Here is a 26,294-nt window from a genome sequence, read left to right on the forward strand (position 1 = left end):
TAGAGCTCGGGCACACGCGGATCTTAGATGTCGGTTTTCCGCTAGTGCTGTCGGTGGTGGCGTGTAAACGTTGACGGTATGCACGAAGATTTCGACCGCTGTTACCGGGCTGTGCAGTCCAAGGACGCCCGGTTCGACGGCTGGTTCGTGACCGCCGTGCTCACCACGGGCATCTACTGCCGTCCGAGTTGTCCCGTTCGTCCGCCGTTCGCGCGGAACATGCGCTTCTATCCGACCGCGGCGGCCGCCCAGGCAGCGGGCTTCCGGGCCTGCAAGCGCTGCCGTCCGGACGCGTCGCCGGGATCCCCCGAATGGAATGTGCGCGGCGACGTGGTGGCGCGGTGCATGCGGCTGATCGCCGACGGCACGGTAGACCGTGAAGGCGTCACCGGATTGGCGGCACGCGTGGGCTACACCACCCGCCAACTGCAGCGCATCATGCAGGCCGAGTTGGGCGCCAATCCGCTCGCGCTGGCCAGGGCTCAGCGCACGCAGACTGCCCGGGTGCTGATCGAGACCACCGAATTGCCGTTCAGCGACGTGGCTTTCGCGGCGGGCTTCGCGTCGATCCGTCAATTCAACGACACCGTGCGGGCCGTGTGCGACCTGACGCCGACAGAGCTCCGCGGCCGGGCCCGAGCTCGTTTCGCACGCGAGAATCCGTCGTCTCCCGGGACGTTGTCGTTGCGGCTACCGGTCCGCACGCCATTTTCCTACGAAGGGTTGTTCGGCCACCTGGCCGCCAGCGCTGTGCCCGGCATCGAGGAGGTGCGCGGTGACACCTTCCGGCGCACGTTGCGCCTACCGCACGGCAACGGCGTGGTGGGCCTCGCCCCGCAGCCCGACCACGTGCGCTGCGAGCTGGTCCTCGACGATTTCCGGGATCTTTCCGCGGCGATTGCCAGATGCCGGCGCCTGCTCGATCTGGACGCGGATCCGCAAGCCGTGGTCGACGCGCTCGGCGCCGATCCGGATCTGAGCGCCGTGGTGGCCAAGGCACCCGGACAGCGCATACCCAGGACCGTCGACGAGGCCGAACTGGCGCTGCGCGTCGTCATCGGACAGCAGGTGTCGATCAAGGCCGCGCGGACGCATGTCGGACGCCTCGTCGCCGCGTACGGGACACCCGTCAACGATGAGCGGGGTGGCCTCACCCACGTCTTCCCCAGCGTCGCGGACCTCGCGGAGATCGATCCGAAGCACCTGGCGATGCCCGCGTCACGCAAACGGACGGTCGCCGCTTTGCTGCACGCGTTGGCATCTGGAGACCTCGGTCTCGACCCGGGCTGCGACTGGCAACTCGCACGCGAACAGCTGCTCGCACTGCCCGGCGTGGGGCCCTGGACTGCCGAGGTGATCGCCCTGCGCGGCCTCGGCGACCCGGACGCCTTCCCCGCCAGTGACCTCGGGGTGCGACTTGCCGCGGAGCAGCTGGGCATGCCGACCGATGCTCGCGCGCTGACCGAACACAGCAGTCGCTGGCGGCCCTGGCGGGCGTACGCGACCCAGCACCTGTGGACCACACTGGACCACGCGGTGAACGATTGGCCCCCGACGGGCGGGCAACGAATCCAGCAACGGGAGAAGTGATGACAACACTGCAATGCCGCACCGTCGACAGTCCGGTCGGGCCGCTCACACTGGCCGGCCGGGACGGAAGGTTGATGCACCTCCGAATGGTCGACCAGACCTATGAACCCAGCCGCAACGGTTGGGTGAACGACGATTCGGCCTTCGATGCCGCCGTGACGCAACTCGCCGAATACTTCGCCGGCGACCGCACGGAATTCGAATTGGACTTGGAAATGGTCGGTACACCATTTCAGCGGCGGGTCTGGGATGCGCTGCAAACCATTCCCTACGGGCAGACGTGTTCTTACGGAGAAATTGCGCGAGAAATCGGATCGCCTGGCGCTTTCCGTGCCGTCGGATTGGCCAACGGGCACAATCCGATTGGAATCATCGTGCCGTGCCATCGCGTGATCGGAGCCAATGGCAGCCTCACGGGTTATGGCGGTGGTTTGGACCGCAAAAGGGCGCTTCTCGAATTGGAGAAGAGCCGCCGGGAGCCGGCCCTTTTCGACTGACGTCGGATACAAAAATGCCCGGGCCCCCAATCGAAATTGGGGGCCCGGGACTTAATTTGTGTTCGGCGGTGTCCTACTTTTCCACCCGTGTGGGTAGTATCATCGGCGCTGGTAGGCTTAGCTTCCGGGTTCGGGATGGGTCCGGGCGTTTCCCTGCCGCTATTACCGCCGTAACTCTATTCTCTTGTGTGTTCAAGAGTGAATTCTTGGGTTGTTTTGGTGGTGGGGTGTGGCACCCCCGGGTGTGGGGGTGTGTGTGGTGTGGTTGCGAGCGGTGTCGTTTTTCCCTGTGTTTGGGGGGTTGTTGTAAGTTTTCGGCCGGTTAGTGCCAGTTCCCTGAACACATTGCTGTGCGTGTAGGTCTGGTCTATCGATCCCGTGGTCTGCGGGGGGCCTTATCCCTCTAAAAGGGTGAGAAGCCTGGTCTTGGAGGGGGTTTCCCGCTTAGATGCTTTCAGCGGTTATCCTGTCCGAACGTGGCGATCCAGCGGTGCCCCTGGTGGGACAACTGGTAGACCAGAGGTTCGTCCGTCCCGGTCCTCTCGTACTAGGGACAGGTTTCCTCAAGCTTCTGACGCGCGCGGCGGATAGAGACCGAACTGTCTCACGACGTTCTAAACCCAGCTCGCGTGCCGCTTTAATGGGCGAACAGCCCAACCCTTGGGACCTGCTCCAGCCCCAGGATGCGACGAGCCGACATCGAGGTGCCAAACCATCCCGTCGATATGGACTCTTGGGAAGATCAGCCTGTTATCCCCGGGGTACCTTTTATCCGTTGAGCGACACCCCTTCCACTCAGAGGTGCCGGATCACTAGTCCCGACTTTCGTCCCTGCTTGACATGTACGTCTCGCAGTCAAGCTCCCTTGTGCACTTACACTCAACACCTGATTGCCGTCCAGGTTGAGGGAACCTTTGGGCGCCTCCGTTACATTTTAGGAGGCAACCGCCCCAGTTAAACTACCCGCCAGGCACTGTCCCTGAACCCGGTTCAGGGTTCGAGGTTAGAGGCCCAATACGATCAGAGTGGTATTTCAACAACGACTCCACACTAACTGGCGTCAGTGTTTCACAGTCTCCCACCTATCCTACACAAACCGTATCGAGCACCAATACCAAGTTGTAGTGAAGGTCCCGGGGTCTTTTCGTCCTGCCGCGCGTAACGAGCATCTTTACTCGTAGTGCAATTTCGCCGAGTCTATGGTTGAGACAGTTGAGAAGTCGTTACGCCATTCGTGCAGGTCGGAACTTACCCGACAAGGAATTTCGCTACCTTAGGATGGTTATAGTTACCACCGCCGTTTACTGGGGCTTAAATTCTCCGCTTCACCCCAAGGGGTTAACGGGTCCTCTTAACCTTCCAGCACCGGGCAGGCGTCAGTCCGTATACCTCGTCTTGCGACTTCGCACGGACCTGTGTTTTTAGTAAACAGTCGCTTCTCACTGGTTTGTGCCACCCCCTACCGCTACCCACCGCAAAGGTGTTGACGGTGTGGGGGTCCCCCTTCTCCCGAAGTTACGGGGGCATTTTGCCGAGTTCCTTAACCATAGTTCACTCGTACGCCTTAGTATTCTCTACCTGACCACCTGTGTTGGTTTGGGGTACGGGCCGTGTATGTCCTCGCTAGAGGCTTTTCTTGGCAGCATAGGATCACCGAATTCGCCTCAAACGGCTATGCATCACCTCTCAGGCTGTATGAAACGCGGATTTGCCTACGTTTCGCCCTACCGGCTTACCCCAGTACAACCACTGACTGGTACGGCTACCTTCCTGCGTCACCCCATCGCTTGACTACTACCAACGAAGATCCCATGCAGCCCCACCAACGCCGCACCCCGAAGGGATTGGTCACGGTGGTTTTGGATGGTTAGTACCGCTGATTCATCAGGGACGCACATACACGGGTACGGGAATATCAACCCGTTGTCCATCGACTACGCCTGTCGGCCTCGCCTTAGGTCCCGACTCACCCTGGGCGGACTGGCCTGGCCCAGGAACCCTGGTCTTTCGGCGGGCAAGGTTCTCACTTGCCTAATCGCTACTCATGCCTGCATTCTCACTCCCACACCCTCCACCACTCGATCACTCGGCGGCTTCACCGGATGCAGGACGCTCCCCTACCCAACGACACAAGATCGTTGCCGCGGCTTCGGCGGTGTGCTTGAGCCCCGCTACATTATCGGCGCACAATCACTTGACCAGTGAGCTATTACGCACTCTTTCAAGGGTGGCTGCTTCTAAGCCAACCTCCTGGTTGTCTTCGCGACTGCACATCCTTTTCCACTTAGCACACGCTTAGGGGCCTTAGCCGGCGATCTGGGCTGTTTCCCTCTCGACGCACGGAGCTTATCCCCCGCCGTCTCACTGCCACACTCTTAGACTTGTCGGCATTCGGAGTTTGGCTGACGTCAGTAACCTAGTAGGGCCCATCGGCCATCCAGTAGCTCTACCTCCAACAAGAAACATGTGACGCTGCACCTAAATGCATTTCGGGGAGAACCAGCTATCACGGAGTTTGATTGGCCTTTCACCCCTACCCACAGCTCATCCCCTCAGTCTTCAACCTAAGTGGGTTCGGGCCTCCACACGGTCTTACCCGCGCTTCACCCTGGCCATGGGTAGATCACTCCGCTTCGGGTCCAGAACACACCACTACACCAACCCCTACGGATTGGATACGCCCTATTCAGACTCGCTTTCGCTGCGGCTACCCCACCCGGGTTAACCTCGCGACATGTCCCTGACTCGCAGGCTCATTCTTCAAAAGGCACGCCATCACCCCACACAAAAGCGAGGGCTCTGACGGATTGTAAGCGCACGGTTTCAGGTACTCTTTCACTCGGGTACTTTTCACCATTCCCTCACGGTACTAATCCGCTATCGGTCACTGGGAAGTATTCAGGCTTACCGGGTGGTCCCGGCAGATTCACAGCAGATTCCACGGGCCCGCTGCTACTCGGGAACACCATCCAAGGCAGATGTCAGGTTTTCACGTACCGGGCTCTCACCGTCTACGGCAGGCCATCCCAAGCCACTTCCGCTAACCACAACATTTTCTCACTACCCTCCAGGTGAGTAGACCTGGACAGATGGATCCCACAACCCCGCACACACAACCCCTACCCGGTATCACATGCATACGGTTTAGCCATCCTCCGCTTTCGCTCGCCACTACTCACGGAATCACAATTGTTTTCTTCCTACGGGTACTGAGATGTTTCACTTCCCCGCGTTCCCCCCCAACGCCTATACATTCAGCGTTGGGTGACACGACATCACTCGTGCCGGGTTTCCCCATTCGGACATCCTCGGATCCACGCTCGGTTGACAGCTCCCCGAGGCATATCGCAGCCTCCCACGTCCTTCATCGGCTCCCAGTGCCAAGGCATCCACCATGCGCCCTTAAACACTTACAACACAAAAAACCAAATATCAGAGAAAAATTACACCACAACAAACCACACACCACACCGAAACCCCAAAGGGCCCCCATGCGGCACACGTGCGGCTTGATGCTCGCAACCACTATCCACAAATCAAACACCACACCCCACCACCAAAGTGAGGCAACAACACGCCGACCCCCGCAACCGGAAGCCACCCCCACAAAGAGGGCACGGGCCTGTTGTCTCAAAGCCCAATAGTGTGCCTGGCAGTTCCATCACCGCAAATCCCTTGCGGCTCACATGTTTGTTGTGCACCAAGCCGGCGCCACTACAGCGCTCCAGCTCCTCACGGCTCGACCGGAACCCAATGTCCCGATCCTCTCGTGGTGCTCCTTAGAAAGGAGGTGATCCAGCCGCACCTTCCGGTACGGCTACCTTGTTACGACTTCGTCCCAATCGCCGATCCCACCTTCGACGGCTCCCTCCCACAAGGGGTTAGGCCACCGGCTTCGGGTGTTACCGACTTTCATGACGTGACGGGCGGTGTGTACAAGGCCCGGGAACGTATTCACCGCAGCGTTGCTGATCTGCGATTACTAGCGACTCCGACTTCACGGGGTCGAGTTGCAGACCCCGATCCGAACTGAGACCGGCTTTGAAAGGATTCGCTCCACCTCACGGCATCGCAGCCCTTTGTACCGGCCATTGTAGCATGTGTGAAGCCCTGGACATAAGGGGCATGATGACTTGACGTCATCCCCACCTTCCTCCGAGTTGACCCCGGCAGTCTCTCACGAGTCCCCACCATCACGTGCTGGCAACATGAGACAAGGGTTGCGCTCGTTGCGGGACTTAACCCAACATCTCACGACACGAGCTGACGACAGCCATGCACCACCTGCACACAGGCCACAAGGGAACCGACATCTCTGCCGGCGTCCTGTGCATGTCAAACCCAGGTAAGGTTCTTCGCGTTGCATCGAATTAATCCACATGCTCCGCCGCTTGTGCGGGCCCCCGTCAATTCCTTTGAGTTTTAGCCTTGCGGCCGTACTCCCCAGGCGGGGTACTTAATGCGTTAGCTACGGCACGGATCCCAAGGAAGGAAACCCACACCTAGTACCCACCGTTTACGGCGTGGACTACCAGGGTATCTAATCCTGTTCGCTCCCCACGCTTTCGCTCCTCAGCGTCAGTTACTGCCCAGAGACCCGCCTTCGCCACCGGTGTTCCTCCTGATATCTGCGCATTCCACCGCTACACCAGGAATTCCAGTCTCCCCTGCAGTACTCCAGTCTGCCCGTATCGCCCGCACGCCCACAGTTAAGCTGTGAGTTTTCACGAACAACGCGACAAACCACCTACGAGCTCTTTACGCCCAGTAATTCCGGACAACGCTCGGACCCTACGTATTACCGCGGCTGCTGGCACGTAGTTGGCCGGTCCTTCTTCTGCACATACCGTCACTCGCGCTTCGTCTGTGCTGAAAGAGGTTTACAACCCGAAGGCCGTCATCCCTCACGCGGCGTCGCTGCATCAGGCTTGCGCCCATTGTGCAATATTCCCCACTGCTGCCTCCCGTAGGAGTCTGGGCCGTATCTCAGTCCCAGTGTGGCCGGTCACCCTCTCAGGCCGGCTACCCGTCGTCGCCTTGGTAGGCCATCACCCCACCAACAAGCTGATAGGCCGCGGGCCATCCCACACCGCAAAGCTTTCCACCCCAGACCATGCAGTCCGAGTCCTATTCGGTATTAGACCCAGTTTCCCAGGCTTATCCCAAAGTGCAGGGCAGATCACCCACGTGTTACTCACCCGTTCGCCACTCGAGCACCCCGAAGGGCCTTTCCGTTCGACTTGCATGTGTTAAGCACGCCGCCAGCGTTCGTCCTGAGCCAGGATCAAACTCTCCAAACAAAAACCCCCCGGACAAACCAGGGCAGAATTCGAATCAGAAAAATCCGATCACAAACAAAAGACACCAAAACTGGCATCAAAAAACAACAACCACACCCTAAACGGGAAAAAGAATGTGGCCAAAAACAACAAACAAAAACCACCAAACACACTATTGAGTTCTCAAACAACAGACCAGATTTTTTCGGTTCCCCCTCTTCAGGGCAACCCTGCCAGCTTAAACCATCTTCGTCAGAGAGTCAAGCGGCTTTGTCTCCCCGCTGCCGGGGCAACTCGATTAGATTAGAACTTCTCTCCTCCGCGAGTCAAATCCGCTGGTCAGAGGCTTTTCAGTCCAACCGCAGCCGACTCGACCTAGGTTACCCGCTCGATCTCCGCTCCCAAACTCACCAGGTTCTCGACGAACAACGGGTAGCCCCGATCGATGTGGAAGACGTCGTGAACCTCGGTGTCGCCGTCGGCGACCAAGCCCGCGAGCACCAGCCCGGCGCCGGCACGGATGTCCGACGACCACACCGGAGCACTCGATAGCTGCGGGATCCCCCGGATCACGGCATGGTGCCCGTCCGTACGGGCGTCCGCGCCGAGCCGGATCATCTCCTCGACGAAACGGAATCGCGCCTCGAAGACGTTCTCGGTGATCATCGACGTGCCGTCAGCGATCGAGGCCAAGCCGATCGCCATCGGCTGCAGGTCGGTCGGGAAGCCCGGGAACGGCAGGGTCGCGACGTTGACGGCCTTGGGTCGCTCGTATTGCACGACCCGGAAGCCGTTGTCGTTCTGGGTCACGGTGGCGCCTGCGTCGTGCAGCTTGTGCAACACGAGCTGCAGGTGCTGCGGATCGACCCCGGTCACCGAGATGTCACCGCGCGTCATCGCAGCCGCGATCCCCCACGTCGCCGCGACGATGCGATCTCCGATTACCCGGTGCTCGGTGGGATACAGGCGATCCACCCCGGTGATGGTCAGCGTCGACGTACCCGCCCCGCTGACCTTGGCGCCCATCTGGTTGAGCATCGCGCAGATGTCGACGATGTCGGGTTCGCGCGCGGCGTTGTGGATCGTGGTCACCCCCTCGGCCAGCACCGCCGCCATCAGGATGTTCTCGGTCGCGCCGACCGACGGAAACTCGAGCTGGATCTCGGCACCGCGCAGGTGGTCGGCCTCGGCGACCACGCAGCCGTGCTCGATGTTGCATCGCGCTCCGAGCTGGCGCAGCCCCGCCTGGTGCATGTCGAGGGGTCGCGAACCGATCGCATCACCGCCGGGCAGCGCAACCTTGGCTCGCTTGCACCGACCGACGAGCGGCCCCAGCACACATACCGAAGCCCTGAACTGGCGCACCGCCGCGAAATCGGCGTCGTACTTGGGCTCGTCCGGCGACGTGATCCGAACTGTCTCGCCATCGAGTTCCACCGTCGCCCCGAGGCCACGCAGCACCTCGGCCATCAGCGGCACGTCGAGAATGTCGGGGCAGTTGGTAATCGTGCTGGTGCCCTCAGCCAGCAGTGCGGCCGCCATCAGCTTCAGCACGCTGTTCTTCGCTCCGCCGACAGCAACTTCGCCCGACAACCGGCTACCGCCGGTGACCACGAATCGCTCGCTCACGCGGCTTAGTGTAAGCAGCCGAGGGTTCAGTTTCAGAACGCTCGGCGAGAACATCGGCGGACGTGGAACGGTTGATCGGCCCCCCGGTACGGTTCTTCCATGGCTGTTCACCTGACCCGCATCTACACCCGCACCGGTGACGACGGCACTACCGGGCTCAGCGATTTCAGCAGAGTCGCGAAGAACGACAGCAGGCTCGTCGCCTACGCCGACTGTGACGAAGCCAACGCGGCTATCGGGGTTGCGGTTGCTGTGGGGAATCCGGATGAACGCATACGCGCCGTGTTGCGCCAGATCCAGAACGACCTGTTCGACGCGGGCGCGGATCTGTCCACTCCCGTGGTCGAGAATCCCGAACATCCGCCACTCCGCATCGCGCAGTCCTACATCGATCGACTCGAGTCCTGGTGCGACGAGTTCAACGAACCACTGCCGGCGTTGAACTCGTTTGTGCTGCCGGGTGGGACACAACTCTCGGCATTGCTACATGTCGCGCGCACCGTGGCCCGGCGTGCCGAAAGGTCGGCGTGGCTTGCTGTCGCCGAGCACCGCGAATCGGTGAGTGTTTTGCCGGCCAAGTACCTCAACCGGCTTTCTGACCTGCTTTTCATCCTGTCGCGCGTGGCGAATCCGGACGGCGACGTGCTGTGGAAGCCGGGCGCCGATCAGTAGGTGCGCCGGCGCGCCCGCGGAGACGGGCGTGATTCGAGCCACGACGTGAACGCCGTCAAGGCGCCCCGGTCGAGTGCGATCTCATATCCTTGGCGCCGCTCGGGACTCGTGTCCCGCAGTTCGAGCACCACGATCTCGGACGTCATGATGTCGAATTCGTCGCCACGCGGGGAACGCCGTGAAATCACTTCGAGGCCGCGGCGGCTGAGCCGCCGGTCCGGCCACCACCGCAGGCTGGAGAGCCGGTAGAAACCGGCCTCCCCGCCGCGGTACCGCATCACACCGTGCCGCCAACCGTGACCGCCCACCGCCGGGATGTCGCGAAGAATCGCCGCAGTCCCGCCGACCTGTCGTAGCTTCCACAGTCGGTAGCACAGTGCGCTGACCACCAGTGCCAGCACACAGATCAGCGCGACCATGACAATCATGAGCGCGCTCATCTGCAACGTCAGTCGATCTGGCCTAGGGCACGCAGCCGCGCCCGGCCCCACGCCGCGGTTTCCGGATCATCCGACTCGGAATCCTGCTTCGCAGCATCGGCGTTGATCTCGGATTCGAACTCTGCGTTCTCGACCAGAATCCGCACGGCTTCTTCGGTCACCGACAGGAACCCGCCGTCGACGGCGATCCGCAGATCGTCCTCGCCCTCACGCTCGACCCGCACCATCGCGTCGTCGACCAGCTGGGCCACGAGCGGGATGTGGCGTGGCAGGATGCCGATTTCGCCTGCGGTGGTGCGGGTGAACACGAACGTGGCTTTACCCGACCACAGCTCGCGCTCGACGGCGACGATCTCGACGTTCAAATCAGCCATGTCACACCACCTCTCGCACTCGGGTTGCTACAGAGTTCATCACAGCTTGGCGCCGAGGCTTTCGGCCTTCTTCGCCAGGTCGTCCAGACCACCGATCAGGAAGAAGGCCTGCTCGGGCAGGTGATCGAAGTCGCCCTTGGCGAGCTTGTCGAACGCCTCGATGGTCTCCTTGAGCGGCACCGTCGAGCCCGGCTGGCCGGTGAACTGCTCGGCCGCCATCATGTTCTGGCTCAGGAAGCGCTCGATCTTACGGGCGCGGTACACCAGCACCTTGTCCTCTTCGGACAGTTCGTCGATACCGAGGATCGCGATGATGTCCTGAAGATCCTTGTAGCGCTGCAGGATCCGGATGACTTCCTGCGCGACGCGGTAGTGCTCGTCGCCGACCACGCTGGGGTGCAGGATCGTCGAGGACGATGCCAGCGGATCCACCGCGGGGAAAATGCCCTTGGAGAACACCGCACGCGAAAGCTCGGTGGTGGCATCGAGGTGCGCGAACGTGGTCGCGGGCGCCGGGTCGGTGTAGTCGTCGGCGGGCACGTACACGGCCTGCATCGAGGTGATCGAACGGCCACGCGTCGAGGTGATGCGCTCCTGCAGCTCACCCATCTCGTCGGCCAGCGTCGGCTGGTAACCCACGGCCGAAGGCATACGACCCAGCAGGGTCGACACCTCGGAACCGGCCTGCGTGAACCGGAAGATGTTGTCGATGAACAGCAGCACGTCCTGGCCCTGCTCGTCGCGGAAGAACTCGGCCATGGTCAGGGCCGACAGCGCGACGCGCATACGGGTGCCTGGCGGCTCATCCATCTGACCGAACACCAACGCGGTGTCCTTGAGCACGTTGGCGTCAGCGAGCTCGACCCACAGGTCGTTGCCCTCACGGGTGCGCTCCCCCACGCCGGCGAACACCGAGGTACCACCGAAGTTGCGGGCGATGCGGTTGATCATCTCCTGGATCAGCACCGTCTTGCCCACGCCGGCACCGCCGAACAGGGCGATCTTGCCGCCACGCACGTACGGCGTGAGCAGGTCGACGACCTTCAGACCGGTCTCCAGCATCTCGGTGCGGGGCTCCAGGTCGGCGAAGGCCGGCGGCTTGCGGTGGATGGACCAGTGCTCGAAGTCCTTGCCGTAGCCCGGATCGTCGAGGCAGTCGCCGAGGGCGTTGAACACGTGGCCCTTGACGCCGTCGCCGACGGGCACCGAGATCGAGGCGCCGGTGTCCGACACCTCGGTGCCGCGCACCAGGCCGTCGGTGGGCTGCATCGAGATGCAGCGCACCAGGTTGTCGCCGAGGTGCTGGGCGACCTCGAGCGTCAGGGTCTTGGCGAGCGCGCCGAAGCTGATGTCGGCGTGCAGCGCGTTGAACAGGTCAGGTACAGCGCCACGCGGGAACTCGACGTCCACCACCGGGCCGGTGATTCGGACAACGCGACCCGCGGTCTTGGTGTCTACGGCAGCAGTCATTTTGTTTCTCTTCGCTTCCTACGGGGCTTACTTGGCGTCGGCCAGCGCGTTGGCGCCACCGACGATTTCGCTGATTTCCTGGGTGATCTGAGCCTGCCGTTCGCGGTTGGCCGCCAGCGTCAGCGCCTTGATCAGATCGTCGGCGTTGTCGGTGGCCGACTTCATGGCGCGGCGGCGAGACGCCGACTCGGAGGCCGCGGCCTCCAGCAGCGCCGCGTACACGCGCGTCGCGATGTAGCGCGGCAGCAACGCGTCGAACAGCGTCTCGGCGTTCGGCTCGAACGAATACAGCGTGTGCGGACCGGTTTCGGGCTCGCCGACGTATTCCACGACCATCGGCGCGATCCGCAGTGCCACCGCAGTCTGCGAAAGCATCGACCTGAATTCGGTTGAGACGATGTGCAACTCGTCCACCCCGAGGATGCCGTCGGCACCCGGCTCGTCACCGGCGTCGTCGGCTCCGGCCATGAACGCCGTCACCAGCGTGTCGGCGACCTTCTTGGCGTCCTCGTACGCGGGGCGCTCGGAGAAGCCGGTCCACGACTCGGTGACCGTGCGCTGCCGGAAGCTGTAGTAGCCCAGGGCCTTCCGGCCGACCACGTACAGCACCGGGTTCTTGCCCTCCTCGCGCAACAGCGAGAACAGCTCTTCGGCCCGGCGCAGCACGTTGGCGTTGTAACCGCCGCACAGACCGCGGTCCGAGGACACCACCAGCACGCCGGCCCGCTTGGGGTTCTCCCGCTCGACGAGCAGCGGGTGATCCAGCGCGCTGGCACCGGCCAGCTCGGTCAGCATGTTGGTGATCTCGGTGGCGTAGGGCCGGGCCGCGTCGACCCGCGCCTGCGCCTTGGCGATCCGCGACGTGGCGATCAGCTCCTGGGCCTTCGTGATCTTCTTGATCGACGAGGCGGAGCGGATACGTCCGCGTAGCTCGCGCAGTGTGGCTGCCATTGGTTACCTAGGCCTTCTTGGGAGCAGGCTTGCGGACCTTGACCGATTCCTTCTCCAGATCCTCGGGATCCAGTGCATCGGCGTCGGTCTCGTTGACGACAACCGAGCTGCCGTCGGAGGCCGCGAAGCCCTTCTTGAAGTCATTGATGACCGAAACCAGCTTCTCTTCGGCCTCTTCGGACAGCTTCTTGGATTCCTTGATCCCGGTGAGGATGTCGGAGTGGCTGGCCTTGACGTGCTCGAGGAACTCGGACTCGAACCGCGAAACATCCTCGGCGGGCACCGAATCGAGGTGCCCCTGGGTGCCCAGGAAGATTGCGACGACCTGGTCCTCGACCGCCATCGGGCTGTACTGCGCCTGCTTGAGCAGCTCGACCAGGCGGACACCACGGTCCAGCTGGGCCTTGGAGGCGGCGTCGAGATCCGACGCGAAGGCCGCGAAGGCCTCCAGCTCGCGGTACTGCGACAGGTCCAGACGGAGACTTCCTGCGACTTCCTTCATTGCCTTGATCTGAGCGGCACCACCGACGCGGGACACCGAGACACCGACGTTGACGGCAGGCCGCACACCCTGGTTGAACAGGTCGGACTCCAGGAAGCACTGGCCGTCGGTGATCGAGATGACGTTGGTCGGGATGTAGGCCGAGATGTCGTTGGCCTTGGTCTCGATGATCGGCAGGCCCGTCATCGAGCCGCCGCCGAGTTCGTCGGAGAGCTTGGCGCAACGTTCCAGCAGACGCGAGTGCAGGTAGAAGACGTCACCCGGGTAGGCCTCGCGGCCCGGCGGGCGGCGCAGCAGCAGCGAGATCGCGCGGTAGGCCTCGGCCTGCTTGGTCAGGTCGTCGAACACGATCAGCACGTGCTTGCCGTCGTACATCCAGTGCTGACCGATGGCCGAACCGGTGTAGGGCGCAAGCCATTTGAAGCCGGCCGAATCCGATGCGGGGGCCGCGACGATGGTGGTGTACTCCATCGCGCCACCCTCTTCCAGCGCGCGCTTCACGCTGGCGATGGTGGTGCCCTTCTGGCCGACGGCGACGTACACGCAGCGCACCTGCTGCTTGGGATCGCCGGTCTCCCAGGCCTCGCGCTGGTTCAGGATGGTGTCGACGCAGACGGCGGTCTTGCCGGTCTTACGGTCACCGATGATCAGCTGACGCTGGCCGCGGCCGATCGGGGTCATGGCGTCGATGGCCTTGATACCGGTCTGCAGCGGCTCGCCGACACCCTGGCGCTGCACCACCGAGGGGGCCTGCAGCTCAAGGGCACGGCGGGTCTCCGCGGCGATGTCGCCCTGACCGTCGATCGGCTGGCCCAGCGGGTTGATGACGCGGCCGAGGAAGGCGTCGCCGACGGGTACCGAGAGCACCTCGCCGGTGCGCTTGACCTGCTGGCCCTCTTCGATCTTCTCGAACTCACCCAAGATGACGGCGCCGACGCTGTGCTCGTCGAGGTTGAGCGCCACACCGAGCACGCCACCGGGGAACTCCAGGAGCTCCTGTGTCATCACCGAGGGCAGGCCCTCGACGTGGGCGATGCCGTCACCGGCATCGACGACGGTGCCGATCTCTTCGCGCTCGGTGTCGGCGGAAAACGAGGACACATAGTCCTCGATGGCACCTTCGATATCAGCAGCCGAGATTGTCAACTCTGCCATGGTTTTTCGTCTTCCTACCTAGTTCTTGGGTGGTTCTGAGTCTTGGTCAGTCCGGCAGTCCGGTTTGCGCGGCAGCCAGTCGTGACGAGATGGATCCGTCGATGACCTCGTCACCGACGGCGATCGACAGACCACCGAGGAGATTCGGATCGACATGGAGTTGGACGGAGACCGGGTGACCGTAGATCCGGGTCAGCACCTCGGTCAGTCGCGTGTTCTGGGCGTCGCTGAGCGGCGCCGCAGCCGTGACGTGTGCGACGACTTCACCGCGGCGCGCGACGGCCAGCTCGGCGAGATCGATGACGGCCTCATCGGCCCGCTCGCCGCGCAGCAGCCCCACCGTCTGGGACAGCAGCGCCTTTGCGGTTTCGTTCACGCCGCTTGAAGCCGGGATCACCTTGTCCAGCAAGGCGATCCGACCGTCCGCGGGGGCGGTGTAATCGCTCAGCAGGACCGAGAGCTTGGGCTCTGCGTCGAGTACCCGGCCGAACCGGAACAGCTGGTCCTCCACCGCGTCGACCTCACCGGAGACCTCGGCGCGCTTGAGCAGCGCCAGCCGCGCGGTGTGCTCGATGGCGTCGACCAGGTTCGACTCGGTCGACCAGCGCTGGGACACCGCGGTCTTCACCAGGTCGAGCGTCGGGGCACCGACCTTGCCCGAGAGCAGCGTGTCGACCAGACGCACCTTGGGGGCGGCATCGTCGGACGGCTCCGCAAGATGCCGGTTCAGCACCGTCTCCGACAGCAGCAGCTTGGCCACCGAAGCCAGTTCGTCGGCAAGCGTGGTCAGCCCGGCGGCGTCCAGACCGCCTGCGACCGAGTCGAACTTGTCGACAAGCACGCCCAGCGATTCGCGGCTGGCCGCGCGCAGCTTGGCCGTCGCGGCGGTGTCGATCACCGCGGTGGACGGCGCCATCTGCTCCAGCTCGGCCAGGAACCGGTCGACTGTGGCCGACTGCGCGGCCGGATCGGACACGTGGGCCCGCACCAGCTCATCGGCTTTGGCCACCGACTCAGCACCCAGGCCGGACCGCAGCTGACGAATGAGCTGCTGCCGCATGAGCTGGACCTGTTGGCCGCCCTGGGCCTTGATCCGCTCGGCCTCGACCCCGGCCTGCTCGGCCAGCTGCGCGGCGATCCGCTCGGAGTCCTGCTTGGCCTCTTCGGTCACCTTGGCAGATTCGGCCTTGGCCTCGGCGAGCGCCTTGGCGTGCATCGCATCGGCGTCGGCGAGTTTCTTTGCGGCCTCAGCACTCTCGGCGAGTGCGGTGCGCACCGCCTCCTGCTGCTTGGCCATCAGCGCCTTCATCGGCGGCACCACATAGCGCCACAGGATGTATGCGATGACGGCAAAGCCGATCAGCTGTCCGATGAATATCGACATCTACTGCGTCCCACCTGATTTCACGTCGACGCCGAGAACGCGGCTGGCGAGGGTGGCCGAAAGGCCATCGACGGACGACTCGAGGTCGGCCCGCGCCGCGGCACCTTGCGAAGACAGTTGCTCGTCGGCCTGGCGTACCGTTTCGGCCACCTCGCCGCTGGCTTCGGCGCGCTTGGATTCGACCACCTGACGGCCCGCGGCGCGGGCCTCGTCGCGGATGGCTGACGCCTCGGTACGTGCCCCGGCCATCGCTTCGTCGTAGTCCGCCTGGGCCGCTGCGACCTGCTCGGCCGATTTGCGGTTGTCCGCTGCGGTTTTCGCCAGCATCGCCTCGCGCTCGGCGAGAACCTTGCTGACTGGCGGCACCACCCATTTCCAGATCACGGCCAGCGTGATCACGAAGATGAGCAGTACGGCGAAGAAGGTGCCGTTGGGGATCAGGAAGTTACTGGTCCCCCCGCCGCCTTCTTCCGCCGCCAGGATTGATGTGGTCAGTTCGCCCATGCCGACGGATTACTGCAGGCCCGGCGTGGCGAACACGAACAGCGCCATGAAGGCCAGGTTGATGAAGTACGCGGCCTCAACCAGACCAACGGTGATGAAGAACGGGGTGAACAGCCGGCCCTGGGCCTCGGGCTGCCGGGCGATGCCCGAGATCAGCGCGTTACCCGCGATGCCGTCACCGATGCCAGCGCCGATGGCGCCGCCACCCATGATCAATCCACCGCCGATCAGAGCGCCGGCCGTGATGATGGCGTTTGGATCGAGTTCCATTCCTTTTATCCTCCTTGATAACTGGCGGCCGTGCCGTCAGAGTCTGTGGTCACTTGGTAGTGGTCGGTTGGTCGGTGCTGGTTAGTGGTCGTCGTGGTCGAGCTCCATCGACTGGCTGAAGTACAGGATCGTCAGCAGCGAGAAGATGAACGCCTGGATCAGGCCCACGAAGAGGTCGAAGGTCTTCCAAATCGCGTTGGGCGCCCACTGGATGTACCAGGGGAACATCGCAATGAGGGCGACCAGGATGCCGCCGGCGAAGATGTTGCCGAAAAGTCGGAGGGCCAGCGAGATGGGCTTGGCGAGTTCCTCGACGATGTTGATGGGCGCGAGGAATGCGACGTGTCCCTTGAGCACCTTGACCGGGTGGCCGATGATGCCGCGACGCCAGATGCCTGCGGCGTGGTAGCAGACGAACACGAACAGCGCGAGGGCCAACACGAAGTTGATGTCCGAGGCCGGCGGCTTGTAGAGCTCGGCCGCTGCGCCGTCGGCGCCGCCGTACTGCAGCGGCAGCACCGCGAGCCAGTTGGAGATCAGGATGAACGCGAACAGGGCCACTGCCAGCGGCAGCACGAACGGGGCGATCTTCATGCCGATCGAGCCCTCGATCTGCTGGCGCATCTGGATGGTCAGGGCCTCCCAGAACAACTGCACACCACCGGGAACGCCGGTCGAGGTGACCTTGGCCTTCAGGAAGAACGCCAGGGCGATGATGATGACGGATGTGATCGCGGTGGCGAGGATCGTGTCGCCGTTGAACGTCATGCCGAAAAGCTCGAACACCATGGTGTGATGCCCGACGTGGATAGCGGCGCCCCCTTCTTCGGCGGCGAGCACGGTCTCAGTCATCTGCGTCATTCCTGGTAGCTCAATCCTTCGATTCCGTATCCAAGACATCCAGGCCGTTGGCGCGGATCTTCCGCAGCACGGGAATGCTGGTGCTCATCACCAGCAGCGCCTGGAATATCGCCAACCCGAACAGCACGGCGATGCCGCCCGAGGCCTTGAAGATAATTGCAATGGCGAGTGCGATCGCCGTGATCACCAACAATCGGGTGGCCGAGTTGAGCGCCATCTTCTTCTTGAGCGGATGGTCCTCGGCAGTGATGGCTTCGACGGCCCGGCGCACCAGCAGCGCGTTGAGCAAACCCAGGGCGAGCCCGACACCGAAGAAAACACCGAAGAAGATATGCCCCAGGAAGCCCGACGCCAGCATGGCAACGCCCGTGAGGGCGGCGCAGACGATCAGGAGCCGCAGCGGCCGGAACGCCACCGACGGAAACACCAACGGCGCATCTTGCGCTGGTGTCGTCACTGTTTCACCCCAATCTCGCCGTCACGGAGGCCGTCCCCTTGAGCACATTGCGCCTGGCAAAATCCTGTGTGTGCCCGACGAGCGTATCGAAGGGCGACGGGCGCGCTGGAATCACCCAAGGGGTAGCTCCCTTTGTCGGTCGTATATCGGCGCCGATCGGCTTCTCGATCCGATGGGCCGGGCCGGCAACCCGCGAGGTTTTTCGGGTTCTGCCAGCACCGTACCACATGGTAGGCAGCCTAAAACGGGGCCTACTACTTTTCGTCGTACTCCCCGTCGACGGCGTCGCCGCCGCGCTGTAACAGCGGAATCAGAGTCACCACGATCGCGACGAGAATCGCCGCCGCCATGACCGCGCCCGTGTACCGCGGATCGAAGAAAATCGTGCTGGCCGCACCGAACGCGATGATGCCCACCCACAGGTAGATCAGCAGCACGGCCCGCCGGTGCGAGTGCCCGATCTGCAGCAGCCGATGGTGCAGATGCATCTTGTCGGGACTGAGCGGGCTGCGGCCGGCCCGGGTACGGCGGACGATCGCCAGCAACGTATCCAAGGCGGGAACCAGCATCACGGCAACCACCAGCAGGAAGGGCGACAACAGCGCGAACACGTCGCGCGCACCGTAGGCGTTCTGCGAGATGGGGCCGGCCGCGGTGGTCGACGCCGCGCCGAGCATCAGCCCGATCAACATCGAGCCGGAATCACCCATGAAGATCTTGGCCCGGTGGAAATTGTGCGGCAGGAAGCCCAGACATGCCCCGGCCAGCACCACCGAGATCACCGCGGGCGGGTAGAACAGCACGTCGCCGCCGTGATCGCGCAGCAGCCCCACAGAGAACACACAGATCGCCAGCGCCGTGATGAGCCCGAGGCCGGCCGCGAGGCCGTCGAGCCCGTCGACGAAGTTCATGGCGTTGACGATCGACACGGTCAGCGCGAGGGTCAGCAAGATCGACGAGACCTGATCGAGCACGATCGTGCCCACTCCCCCGATCGGGATGTACAGCACGCTCCAGGCCACGCCCATGGTGACCAGCACGCTGGCCGCGGTGATCTGACCGGCGAACTTGGTCAACGCATCGAGACCCCACCGGTCGTCGATCAACCCGATCGCCATGATGAGGCCACCCGCCACCACGACCGCGGGCATACCCGTCGAGTAGACGAACCCCCTGGTGAGGGCGGGCAACTGGGATGCGAGCAGCACGGCGGCCACGACCCCGACGTACATCGCGAGACCGCCCATCCGCGGGGTCGGCTGCACGTGGACGTCGCGTTCGCGCGGATATGCGACCGCACCGAGCCGGATGGCCACGACACGGACCCAGCCGGTGGCGAAGTACGTGATGATGGCCGCTGTCAGGCCCACCAGCGCGAGCTCACGCAGCGGGACACCGGCGCCGCGGTCCGTCAACGCGAGGAGATTCGCGGCATGACTCTGGACGCCGGCCGTGATCACCGGTGCACCGTACTGCAGCAAGCTGAGATCACTCCGTCACTGGAATGAGTGTCGCGGCGTCGACGTCGAGCACCCTGGCGACATCCGCGGCGCTGATCGGGCCTTCCCGCAGGATCCGGGGGTGTGCGCCGGTGAGGTCGACGATGGTCGAGGCGGCCTGTCGTTCCGACGGCCCGCCGTCGAGATACGTCTCGACGAGGTCGCCGAGTTGGTCCCGCGCCTCGGTCACGGTGTTGGCCGCGGGCCTGCCGGACACGTTGGCGCTGGAGACGGCCATCGGCCCGACCTCGCGCAGCAGTTCGATCGCGACCGGGTGCAGGGGCATCCGCAACATGACACTGCCGTTCGCGTCGCCGAGATCCCATTGCAGCGACGGCGCCTGGTGCACCACGAGGCTCAGCGCCCCGGGCCAGAACGCTCGGATGAGTTCGCGTGCGGTGCGCGGCACCGAATAGACCAGGCCGTCGATCGTCGTCCAGGAACCCACCAGTACACCGACAGGCATGTCGCGACCCCGGCCCTTGGCCGCGAGCAAGGCACCCACGGCGTCTGCATCGAACGCGTCCGCGCCGATCCCGTACACCGTGTCGGTGGGCATCACCACGAGCCGACCGCCTTTGACGGCGCTGACCGCCGACGCGATGCCGGTGGCCCGTTGCTCGGGATCGGAGCAGTCGAACACCTCGGTCATCTCAGCTCCTCGCAGGTGCACATGAACTTCAGCTTGGCCCAGTCCGCGTCGCGGTGACAAAGCGGGGTCGCCCGGCCAGGTCACGGTGCGCCGTCACGTCGGTGAAGCCGCCGTTGCCGGCGAATGCCGCGGCGGTGCGCGCCGACGTGGTGTCGTCATGTTCTATACCGCAGCACGCCCCGTCCCGCAGCCAGCGCGCCGCCAACCCAACGATCGGCCCGATCACTGCCATACCGTCGGGGCCGCCGAACAGCGCGTGCGCCGGATCGTGTTGGGCCACTTCGGGTTCCAGCTCCGCGGCGTCGGGGATGTAGGGCGGATTGGAGACCAGCAGGTCGACCCGGCCGTCGAGTTCCGGCATGAGTCCTGGCGTGGTGACATCGGCGTCCACCACCTCGACGCCCGTCCCCACGGCATTGCGACGGGCGAATTCGAGGGCCGCCGGCGAATCCTCGACGGCCAGCACCCGGGCATCCGGTCGGTGCGCAGCCAGCGCCAGCGCCAGCGCGCCAGAACCGGTGCACAGGTCCACGATGACGGGGTTCCGCGGAAGCTGTTGCTTCAGAGCCCATTCCAGCAGGGCCTCGGTTTCCGGCCGCGGGATGAAGACCCCTGGGCCGACACTCAGCGTCAGCGGCCCGAATGCGGCGGTTCCGACCAGATGCTGCAGCGGCACGCGCCGGGACCGGGCTGCCACGAGCTCGCCGTAGACCCGCTCGAACTGCTCGCCGGGATCATCGAGGAACATCAGCCGGGTCCGGTCGGTGCCTGCGGCATGCGCGGCCAGCAGTTCGGCGTCGACGCGCGGCGAACCGACACCCGCGTGTGCCAGCGCCGCGGTCGCAGCCTCGATCGCTTGACGCAGCCGGGCCCGGCCGTCCCCCGAGGGTTGGCTCATACCTGCTGCAGGCGGGACTGCTTGTCGGCCGCGGCCAGTGCGTCGAACAGGTCGTCGAGGTCGCCGTCGAGCACCTGGTCGAGGTTGTGCGCCTTGAAGTTGATCCGGTGATCGGCGATCCGGTTCTCCGGGAAGTTGTAGGTGCGGATGCGCTCGCTGCGATCGACCGTGCGGATCTGGCTGGCCCGGTCGGCCGAAGCGTCGGCCTCGGCCTTCTCCTCCGCGAGCGCCTGCAGCCGCGCGGCGAGCACCTGCATGGCGCGCGCCTTGTTCTGCAGCTGCGAGCGCTCGTTCTGGCACGTGACGACGATGTTGGTGGGCAGGTGCGTGATGCGCACGGCCGAGTCGGTCGTGTTCACACCCTGCCCGCCCTTGCCCGACGACCGGTAGACATCGATGCGCAGATCGGACTCGTCGATCTGCACCTGCTCGACTTCCTCGGGTTCGGGATAGACCAGAACACCGGCCGCCGAGGTGTGCACGCGGCCCTGCGACTCGGTGACCGGCACCCGCTGCACGCGGTGCACGCCGCCCTCGAACTTCAACTTCGACCACACGCCGTCGGCCGAATCGCCCTTGCTCCGGATCGACAGGGTCGCGTCCTTGTATCCGCCGAGGTCGGAACTGGTCTCGCCGAGCATGGTCACGGTCCAACCGTGCCGCTCGGCGTACCGGATGTACATGCGCGCCAGGTCGGCGGCGAACAGGGCCGATTCCTCGCCGCCCTCACCGGACTTCACCTCGAGCACGATGTCGTCGGCGTCGTGCGGATCGCGCGGCGCGAGCAGGTCGGTCAGCTGGGTGTCGAGTTCGGCGACCTTGGCAGTCAGCTCGTCGACCTCGTCGGCGAAGCTGGCGTCGTCGGCGGCCAGCTCGCGTGCCGCCTCGAGGTCGCCACGCGCGGCTTCGAGCTTGCGGTAGGTGGCCACGATCGGGGACACCTGGGCGAACCGGCGGCCGACCTTGCGGGCCGCCGACGCGTCGGCGTGCAGGTTCGGATCGGCGAGTTGACGCTCGAGGTCGGCGTGCTCGGCGAGGATCGCCTCGATCGCGGGAGCGGTGTCTGTCACGTCGGCCTCCTCCGAGTTTGGTCCTGAAACGAGAACAGCGCCCGGATCTGACGCGAATGCGACAGATCGGGCGCCGTTGACGTAGCTAGTTGTCGGCAGCAGCCTTGGCGTTGCGCTTGCCGTAGCGCTTCTCGAAGCGCGCCACGCGGCCGCCGCTGTCGAGGATCTTCTGCTTGCCGGTGTAGAACGGGTGGCACTGCGAGCAGACCTCGACCACGATCTGGCCGCTCTGCTTGGTGCTGCGGGTGGTGAAGGTGTTGCCGCAACCACAGTGCACAGTGGTCTCGACGTACTCAGGATGAATGCCTGTTTTCATGGTTCCTCTTCATTCGTTGGCCCGGGTCGCCCACCGATCTAATGCGCGGGGACGTGAACCGGGACCGAGGGTCAGCGGTCCATTATGCCAGGTCAACCGCCAGCATCCTAAACGCGTGATGACGGGGCGGTATTCCCCTGCCCGGCCACCGCGAAGGCCGAACCCACACGGTGCCACAGCAGCCGGCCGTCAGCGTCCGGACCACGGGCGACCAGCTCGCGTTTGAGGATCTTGTTGGTCGCCGTGACGGGCAGATCCTCGGCGATCCAGACGTACCGCGGCCAGGCTTTGGGTGACAGATCCCGTTGGCAGGCGAGGAACTCCTCGAACTCTGCTGGGCTCAGGGTGGCCCGGTCCTGCAGCACGATCGCGGCCATCACCTGGTCGCCGACGTGTTCGTCGGGCACGGGATACACCGCGACGCGGTTGATCGCGGGCAGCCGGAGCAGGATCCGCTCGATCGGCGCGGTGGTGAGGTTCTCGCCGTCGACCCGCATCCAGTCCGCGGTGCGGCCGGCCAGGTAGATCCAGCCGTCGGCGTCGCGGTAGGCCAGGTCACCGGACCAGTACATGCCGTGGCGCATGCGCTGGTCGGTGGCGCCCTGGTCCTTGTAGTAGCCGCGGAACAGCCCGCCACCCGAGGTGTTGACCAGTTCGCCGATCGCGGCGTCGGCATTGGTCAGCGCGCCGTTGTCGTCGAACTCGGCGACTGCGCATTCGGTGATGGTTTCGGGGTCGTAGATCGCGACACCGGGAAATCCCCTGCCGATCGATCCGTGCGGGCAGTCGTCGGGACGTGTGATGATCACCGCGGTCTCGGTCGAGCCGAAGCCGTCCCACACGGTGCAGCCGAAACGCTTGCCGAAGGCCTCGATGTCGCGGTCGGCGGCCTCGTTGCCGAATGCGATGCGCAGCGGATTGTCGTGGTCGTCGGCCTTTTCCGGGGTCGCCAGGATGTACGCCAGCGGCTTGCCGACGTAGTTCATGTAGGTGGCGCCGTAGCGCCGGACGTCGCGCAGGAATCCAGATGCCGAGAATGCCGCGGGCGCCATGGCCGCGCCGGCCCCGAGCGCCACGCTCCAGCCCGCGTACACGGCATTGGAGTGGAACAGGGGCATGGCGAGGTAGCACACGTCGTCGCTGGTCAAGCCGTATCGTTCGACGAGCGCCGTGCCCGCGAACAACACCATGGCATGAGGCACCTCAACGGCTTTCGGCTCACCACTCGTACCTGAGGTGAAGATCATCATGAAGGTGTCGTCGGGTCCGACCTCGCGGTGCGGAATCAGCGGCTCGTCACGCAGCCACGCGGTCGACACGTCGATGACCGTGACGCCGGAGAGATCGAGGCCGTCGAGCAGGTCGCGATGCTCGGCGTCGGTCAGCAGTACCTGGCAGTCGACGCGGTTGATGTCGCGGACCAGGGCCTCGCCCCGCCGCGTGGCATTGATCCCGCACAGCACGTATCCGCCCAGCGCGGCCGCGGCCAGTGCGGTCAGCATGTCCGGGGTGTTGCCGAGCAGGGTGCCGACATGCAAAGGGCGGGACGGGTCGGCACGGGCGATCAGGGTGGCCGCGTGCCTGCGAGCTTCCGCGATGTGTTCGCGCCAGGTCCAGCTGCGGTCGCCGTATCTGATCGCGACGGTGTCCTGCGTGCCGCGTTCGCGGAGCAACTGCTGCAGCGTGTCGGCCACGGCAACCCCCAGAGCTAGTGAACAGATCTAGAAATCTGTCTACCATGGCCATGGCGCGGTTCGGTAGCGTCGAGGCCTTGGCAGAATCATCTACTGACCCAGTCCCCAGGACCAGGAGCCGCCCCGTTGACTGAAGCCTCGTTGACCAACACGAAGCCACCCAGGAATGTGCGCGATCGCCTCATCGACGCCGCCGAGGTGTGTCTGCGCACCAAGGGCATTCGCGCGACCACGGTCTCCGAGGTCGCCGAGGCCGCCGGGGTGTCGCGCGGCTGGCTCTACCGGCACTTCCCGGACAAGGTGACGCTGCTGGGCGCGGCGATCGTGCGGCTGAACGAGGCGTACTGGTCGGAGGCGCACGCGATGCTGGAGCAGTACGAGGGCCTGGATCGGCAGATCGCAGCCGGTATCCGGCACGGCCGCACCGCATACGACGATCCCGGCGCGCTGCTGATGAAGCTGCGGATGGAGGAACCGGACGAGTTCGCGGCGTGCGCGGGCGCCGGCGTGCAGGGCCTGGTGCCCGACCTGGCCGAGTTCTGGTCGCGTTATCTGGTGGCGGCCCGCGACGCCGGGGAGATCCATGCCGACACCGACATCGCGGAGGCCTCGGAATGGGTTGCCCGGGTACTGCTGTCATTCGCGACCGTCCCGGGCCAGCAACTGGACGCCAGTGATTTCGATTCCGTGCTCATGCATCTGCGGCGCTACGTGATGCCCGGCCTCAAGTCCGATCCGGCGCAGGCCCAGAGCTGACCTCGGCGTCGTCGGCGAATTCGAACTCCCCCGCCGCGATCCGGTCCAGCATGCCCGCCGTCCATCCGGCGGTGGCCGCGAACGTCGCCCGCCAGAGATCCAGCAGGTGTTGCGCATGCGGCGGCTCTCCGGGATCCGGCCAGTTCGGCTTCATGTCGTGCAGCTGATCGCCGATGGACTCGACGGTTCGACGCTGTGTGCGCAGCAGAGCTTCGACCCCCGCCCGCGGCAGGCACCGCATGAACGCAATACCCGCGCCGAACTCCTCGATGTCCGGACTGGTCAGCGCGGCTTCCAGGAGCCGCACGAATTCGGCCTGCCCGGCCGCGGTGATCAGGTACTCGACCCTCGCCGGGCCGCGCGGGCTGCCTTGCGGGGCCGCGGCGCGTAACAGCCCTTCTCGGTCGAGTTGCTTGACGGCGTGATAGATCGACGGCGGCTTGACCGCTGTCCAGGTGTCGACGCGCCACGACATCAGCTCGCGATGAATCGCGTACCCGTGCGCCCGACCGCGGGTACGGACCACGCCGAGCACCAGCAGCCGAACGGTCGGCGCGGCTACTCCAGCCATCGACGCAGCTCGGTGATCGCCGTCAGCTCGGTCGCCGCAGCGGCTCGTTCCGCGTCGGTCAACGACATCGAATCAAGCTCGGCCCCAACGGAATCCGCGGTCGCGTCGTCGCCGAGCGCAACCGCGAGCTCGACCCGGTCGGCGAGTGCCCGGATCAGGTCCAGGCGCGGCGCACCATCCCGATGCCTGCGCAGTGCGGCGTCCAGCGCCCTGGCCGCGAGCGCGTCGTCCAGCTTGAAATCCCGGAAGATCGCGACGTTGTCGAGGGCCTTGGCCAAGCCGGAGAGGTTCTCCGAACCGCCGTAGGTGATGTCGTGCTCACTGCGCTCGACGAAAGCGATGCAGTTGCCCGACGGATCGAAGATGCTGAATCGACTCTGGTTGGGTCGCAGCCGGGTGATCCGCGGCAGCCCGTAGGCGGGGATGCGGCCGTAATGCGCGCGCAACCGCGCACTGAACACCTCGTGGAAGCCGCGAACCTCGTCGACCATCACCAGACATCCACCCGACAATTCATCGGCCGGGTTCAGCGTGGGGGCCGGATCCTTGAAATGCACCTGGATCTCAGGCGCGTCGGGCAGCGCGAAGGCCAGGTAGAGGTAGGGCTTGGTCTGCCGGTCCGACGTATCGAATCCGAGTGCCCCGAAAAACTCGACAGTCGACTCGGGCGCGAGGCACGGCAGCATCGGGATGGTTGTCGCGGCAGTCACAGCTCGATGGTACTCAACTTTGACTACCAAACGCGAGCAGACGTGGCGGTACCCGATTTAGCGCGAAACCGGGTACCGCCACGTCTGCTCGGC

23 protein-coding genes and 3 rRNA genes are annotated in these 26,294 nt (G+C 64.5%); 4 read left to right on the forward strand and 22 right to left on the reverse strand.

The window, feature by feature from the left end; genetic code table 11:
* The first annotated feature begins 78 nt into the window (after window positions 1-78).
* Window positions 79-1,590: a DNA-3-methyladenine glycosylase 2 family protein gene (locus G6N67_RS00950; protein ID WP_036436018.1), complete on the forward strand. Its 1,512-nt coding sequence runs from the start codon at window positions 79-81 to the stop codon at window positions 1,588-1,590.
* A complete protein-coding gene (locus G6N67_RS00955) occupies window positions 1,590-2,087 on the forward strand; it encodes a methylated-DNA--[protein]-cysteine S-methyltransferase (protein ID WP_036436017.1) in 498 nt (165 codons plus the stop codon). Before G6N67_RS00950 ends, G6N67_RS00955 begins: the two co-directional genes overlap by 1 nt.
* A 60-nt stretch (window positions 2,088-2,147) precedes the next feature.
* Here the strand turns inward: G6N67_RS00955 and rrf are convergent.
* The 4 genes from rrf to murA form a co-directional block, all read right to left on the reverse strand.
* Window positions 2,148-2,260: ribosomal RNA gene (gene rrf, locus G6N67_RS00960) — 5S ribosomal RNA — on the reverse strand.
* A 129-nt stretch (window positions 2,261-2,389) separates the two neighbouring features.
* Window positions 2,390-5,503 (reverse strand): 23S ribosomal RNA (locus G6N67_RS00965).
* 367 nt (window positions 5,504-5,870) lie between these two features.
* A 16S ribosomal RNA gene (locus G6N67_RS00970) occupies window positions 5,871-7,387 on the reverse strand.
* The 16S, 23S and 5S rRNA genes sit together here, the layout of an rRNA operon.
* 354 nt (window positions 7,388-7,741) lie before the next feature.
* The gene (gene murA / locus G6N67_RS00975; protein ID WP_036440927.1) at window positions 7,742-8,995 is read right to left on the reverse strand and encodes a UDP-N-acetylglucosamine 1-carboxyvinyltransferase; all 1,254 of its coding nucleotides are present in this window, start codon (window positions 8,993-8,995) and stop codon (window positions 7,742-7,744) included.
* A 99-nt stretch (window positions 8,996-9,094) separates the two neighbouring features.
* Here murA and G6N67_RS00980 point away from each other — a divergent pair, with 99 nt between their 5' ends.
* Window positions 9,095-9,667 carry a cob(I)yrinic acid a,c-diamide adenosyltransferase gene (locus G6N67_RS00980; RefSeq protein ID WP_036440932.1) on the forward strand — a complete coding sequence of 191 codons (573 nt, stop codon included), beginning with the start codon at window positions 9,095-9,097 and terminating at the stop codon, window positions 9,665-9,667.
* Here the strand turns inward: G6N67_RS00980 and G6N67_RS00985 are convergent.
* The 16 genes from G6N67_RS00985 to fadD1 all read right to left on the reverse strand — a co-directional run bounded on the left by G6N67_RS00985 (window position 9,661) and on the right by fadD1 (window position 24,164).
* Entirely contained in the window at window positions 9,661-10,107 is a 447-nt protein-coding gene (locus G6N67_RS00985) for a DUF2550 domain-containing protein (protein WP_036440935.1), read from the reverse strand. The two genes, G6N67_RS00980 and G6N67_RS00985, sit on opposite strands and share 7 nt — an antisense overlap.
* A gap of 8 nt (window positions 10,108-10,115) precedes the next feature.
* Window positions 10,116-10,481 carry a F0F1 ATP synthase subunit epsilon gene (locus tag G6N67_RS00990; protein WP_036440938.1) on the reverse strand — a complete coding sequence of 122 codons (366 nt, stop codon included), beginning with the start codon at window positions 10,479-10,481 and terminating at the stop codon, window positions 10,116-10,118.
* Window positions 10,482-10,520: 39 nt separating this feature from the next.
* Window positions 10,521-11,951: a F0F1 ATP synthase subunit beta gene (atpD, locus tag G6N67_RS00995; RefSeq protein WP_036440941.1), complete on the reverse strand. Its 1,431-nt coding sequence runs from the start codon at window positions 11,949-11,951 to the stop codon at window positions 10,521-10,523.
* Window positions 11,952-11,978: 27 nt separating this feature from the next.
* The gene (locus tag G6N67_RS01000; RefSeq protein WP_036440944.1) at window positions 11,979-12,902 is read right to left on the reverse strand and encodes a F0F1 ATP synthase subunit gamma; all 924 of its coding nucleotides are present in this window, start codon (window positions 12,900-12,902) and stop codon (window positions 11,979-11,981) included.
* 7 nt (window positions 12,903-12,909) lie between these two features.
* The gene (gene atpA / locus G6N67_RS01005) at window positions 12,910-14,559 is read right to left on the reverse strand and encodes a F0F1 ATP synthase subunit alpha (protein WP_036440947.1); all 1,650 of its coding nucleotides are present in this window, start codon (window positions 14,557-14,559) and stop codon (window positions 12,910-12,912) included.
* A gap of 46 nt (window positions 14,560-14,605) precedes the next feature.
* Window positions 14,606-15,943, reverse strand: a complete 1,338-nt coding sequence (locus tag G6N67_RS01010) for a F0F1 ATP synthase subunit B/delta (protein ID WP_036440950.1) — start codon at window positions 15,941-15,943, stop codon at window positions 14,606-14,608.
* Window positions 15,944-16,447, reverse strand: a complete 504-nt coding sequence (locus tag G6N67_RS01015; protein WP_036440954.1) for a F0F1 ATP synthase subunit B — start codon at window positions 16,445-16,447, stop codon at window positions 15,944-15,946. It abuts the gene before it with no gap.
* Between the two features lie 9 nt (window positions 16,448-16,456).
* Window positions 16,457-16,717, reverse strand: a complete 261-nt coding sequence (locus G6N67_RS01020) for a F0F1 ATP synthase subunit C (protein ID WP_036440957.1) — start codon at window positions 16,715-16,717, stop codon at window positions 16,457-16,459.
* An 81-nt stretch (window positions 16,718-16,798) separates the two neighbouring features.
* A complete protein-coding gene (gene atpB, locus G6N67_RS01025) occupies window positions 16,799-17,569 on the reverse strand; it encodes a F0F1 ATP synthase subunit A (RefSeq protein ID WP_179976793.1) in 771 nt (256 codons plus the stop codon).
* Between the two features lie 19 nt (window positions 17,570-17,588).
* On the reverse strand, window positions 17,589-18,035 hold the full coding sequence (locus tag G6N67_RS01030) for an ATP synthase subunit I (RefSeq protein ID WP_036440962.1): 447 nt from the start codon (window positions 18,033-18,035) through the stop codon (window positions 17,589-17,591).
* A gap of 254 nt (window positions 18,036-18,289) precedes the next feature.
* Window positions 18,290-19,516 carry a glycosyltransferase family 4 protein gene (locus G6N67_RS01035; RefSeq protein ID WP_036440964.1) on the reverse strand — a complete coding sequence of 409 codons (1,227 nt, stop codon included), beginning with the start codon at window positions 19,514-19,516 and terminating at the stop codon, window positions 18,290-18,292.
* Between the two features lie 7 nt (window positions 19,517-19,523).
* The gene (locus tag G6N67_RS01040) at window positions 19,524-20,186 is read right to left on the reverse strand and encodes an L-threonylcarbamoyladenylate synthase (RefSeq protein WP_036440967.1); all 663 of its coding nucleotides are present in this window, start codon (window positions 20,184-20,186) and stop codon (window positions 19,524-19,526) included.
* A 28-nt stretch (window positions 20,187-20,214) separates the two neighbouring features.
* Window positions 20,215-21,084, reverse strand: coding sequence for a peptide chain release factor N(5)-glutamine methyltransferase (gene prmC / locus G6N67_RS01045; RefSeq protein ID WP_036440970.1), 870 nt, complete (start codon window positions 21,082-21,084; stop codon window positions 20,215-20,217).
* Entirely contained in the window at window positions 21,081-22,154 is a 1,074-nt protein-coding gene (gene prfA, locus G6N67_RS01050) for a peptide chain release factor 1 (protein ID WP_036440973.1), read from the reverse strand. Before prfA ends, prmC begins: the two co-directional genes overlap by 4 nt.
* 85 nt (window positions 22,155-22,239) lie before the next feature.
* The gene (gene rpmE / locus G6N67_RS01055; protein ID WP_036440976.1) at window positions 22,240-22,470 is read right to left on the reverse strand and encodes a 50S ribosomal protein L31; all 231 of its coding nucleotides are present in this window, start codon (window positions 22,468-22,470) and stop codon (window positions 22,240-22,242) included.
* Between the two features lie 107 nt (window positions 22,471-22,577).
* The gene (fadD1, locus tag G6N67_RS01060; protein ID WP_036440979.1) at window positions 22,578-24,164 is read right to left on the reverse strand and encodes a fatty-acid--CoA ligase FadD1; all 1,587 of its coding nucleotides are present in this window, start codon (window positions 24,162-24,164) and stop codon (window positions 22,578-22,580) included.
* Window positions 24,165-24,290: 126 nt separating this feature from the next.
* On the opposite strand from fadD1, the gene G6N67_RS01065 reads away from it, so the two are divergent.
* On the forward strand, window positions 24,291-24,920 hold the full coding sequence (locus G6N67_RS01065) for a TetR/AcrR family transcriptional regulator (RefSeq protein ID WP_230023095.1): 630 nt from the start codon (window positions 24,291-24,293) through the stop codon (window positions 24,918-24,920).
* On the opposite strand, the gene G6N67_RS01070 is transcribed toward G6N67_RS01065, so the two are convergent.
* A complete protein-coding gene (locus G6N67_RS01070; RefSeq protein ID WP_036440983.1) occupies window positions 24,889-25,491 on the reverse strand; it encodes a PadR family transcriptional regulator in 603 nt (200 codons plus the stop codon). The genes G6N67_RS01065 and G6N67_RS01070 overlap by 32 nt on opposite strands.
* Window positions 25,479-26,201: a DUF8817 family protein gene (locus tag G6N67_RS01075; protein ID WP_235684097.1), complete on the reverse strand. Its 723-nt coding sequence runs from the start codon at window positions 26,199-26,201 to the stop codon at window positions 25,479-25,481. The genes G6N67_RS01070 and G6N67_RS01075 overlap by 13 nt, the downstream gene beginning before the upstream one ends.
* Between the last annotated feature and the right edge of the window lie 93 nt (window positions 26,202-26,294).

Source organism: Mycolicibacterium mageritense, from assembly GCF_010727475.1.
In the GTDB taxonomy this organism is placed as follows: domain Bacteria; phylum Actinomycetota; class Actinomycetes; order Mycobacteriales; family Mycobacteriaceae; genus Mycobacterium; species Mycobacterium mageritense.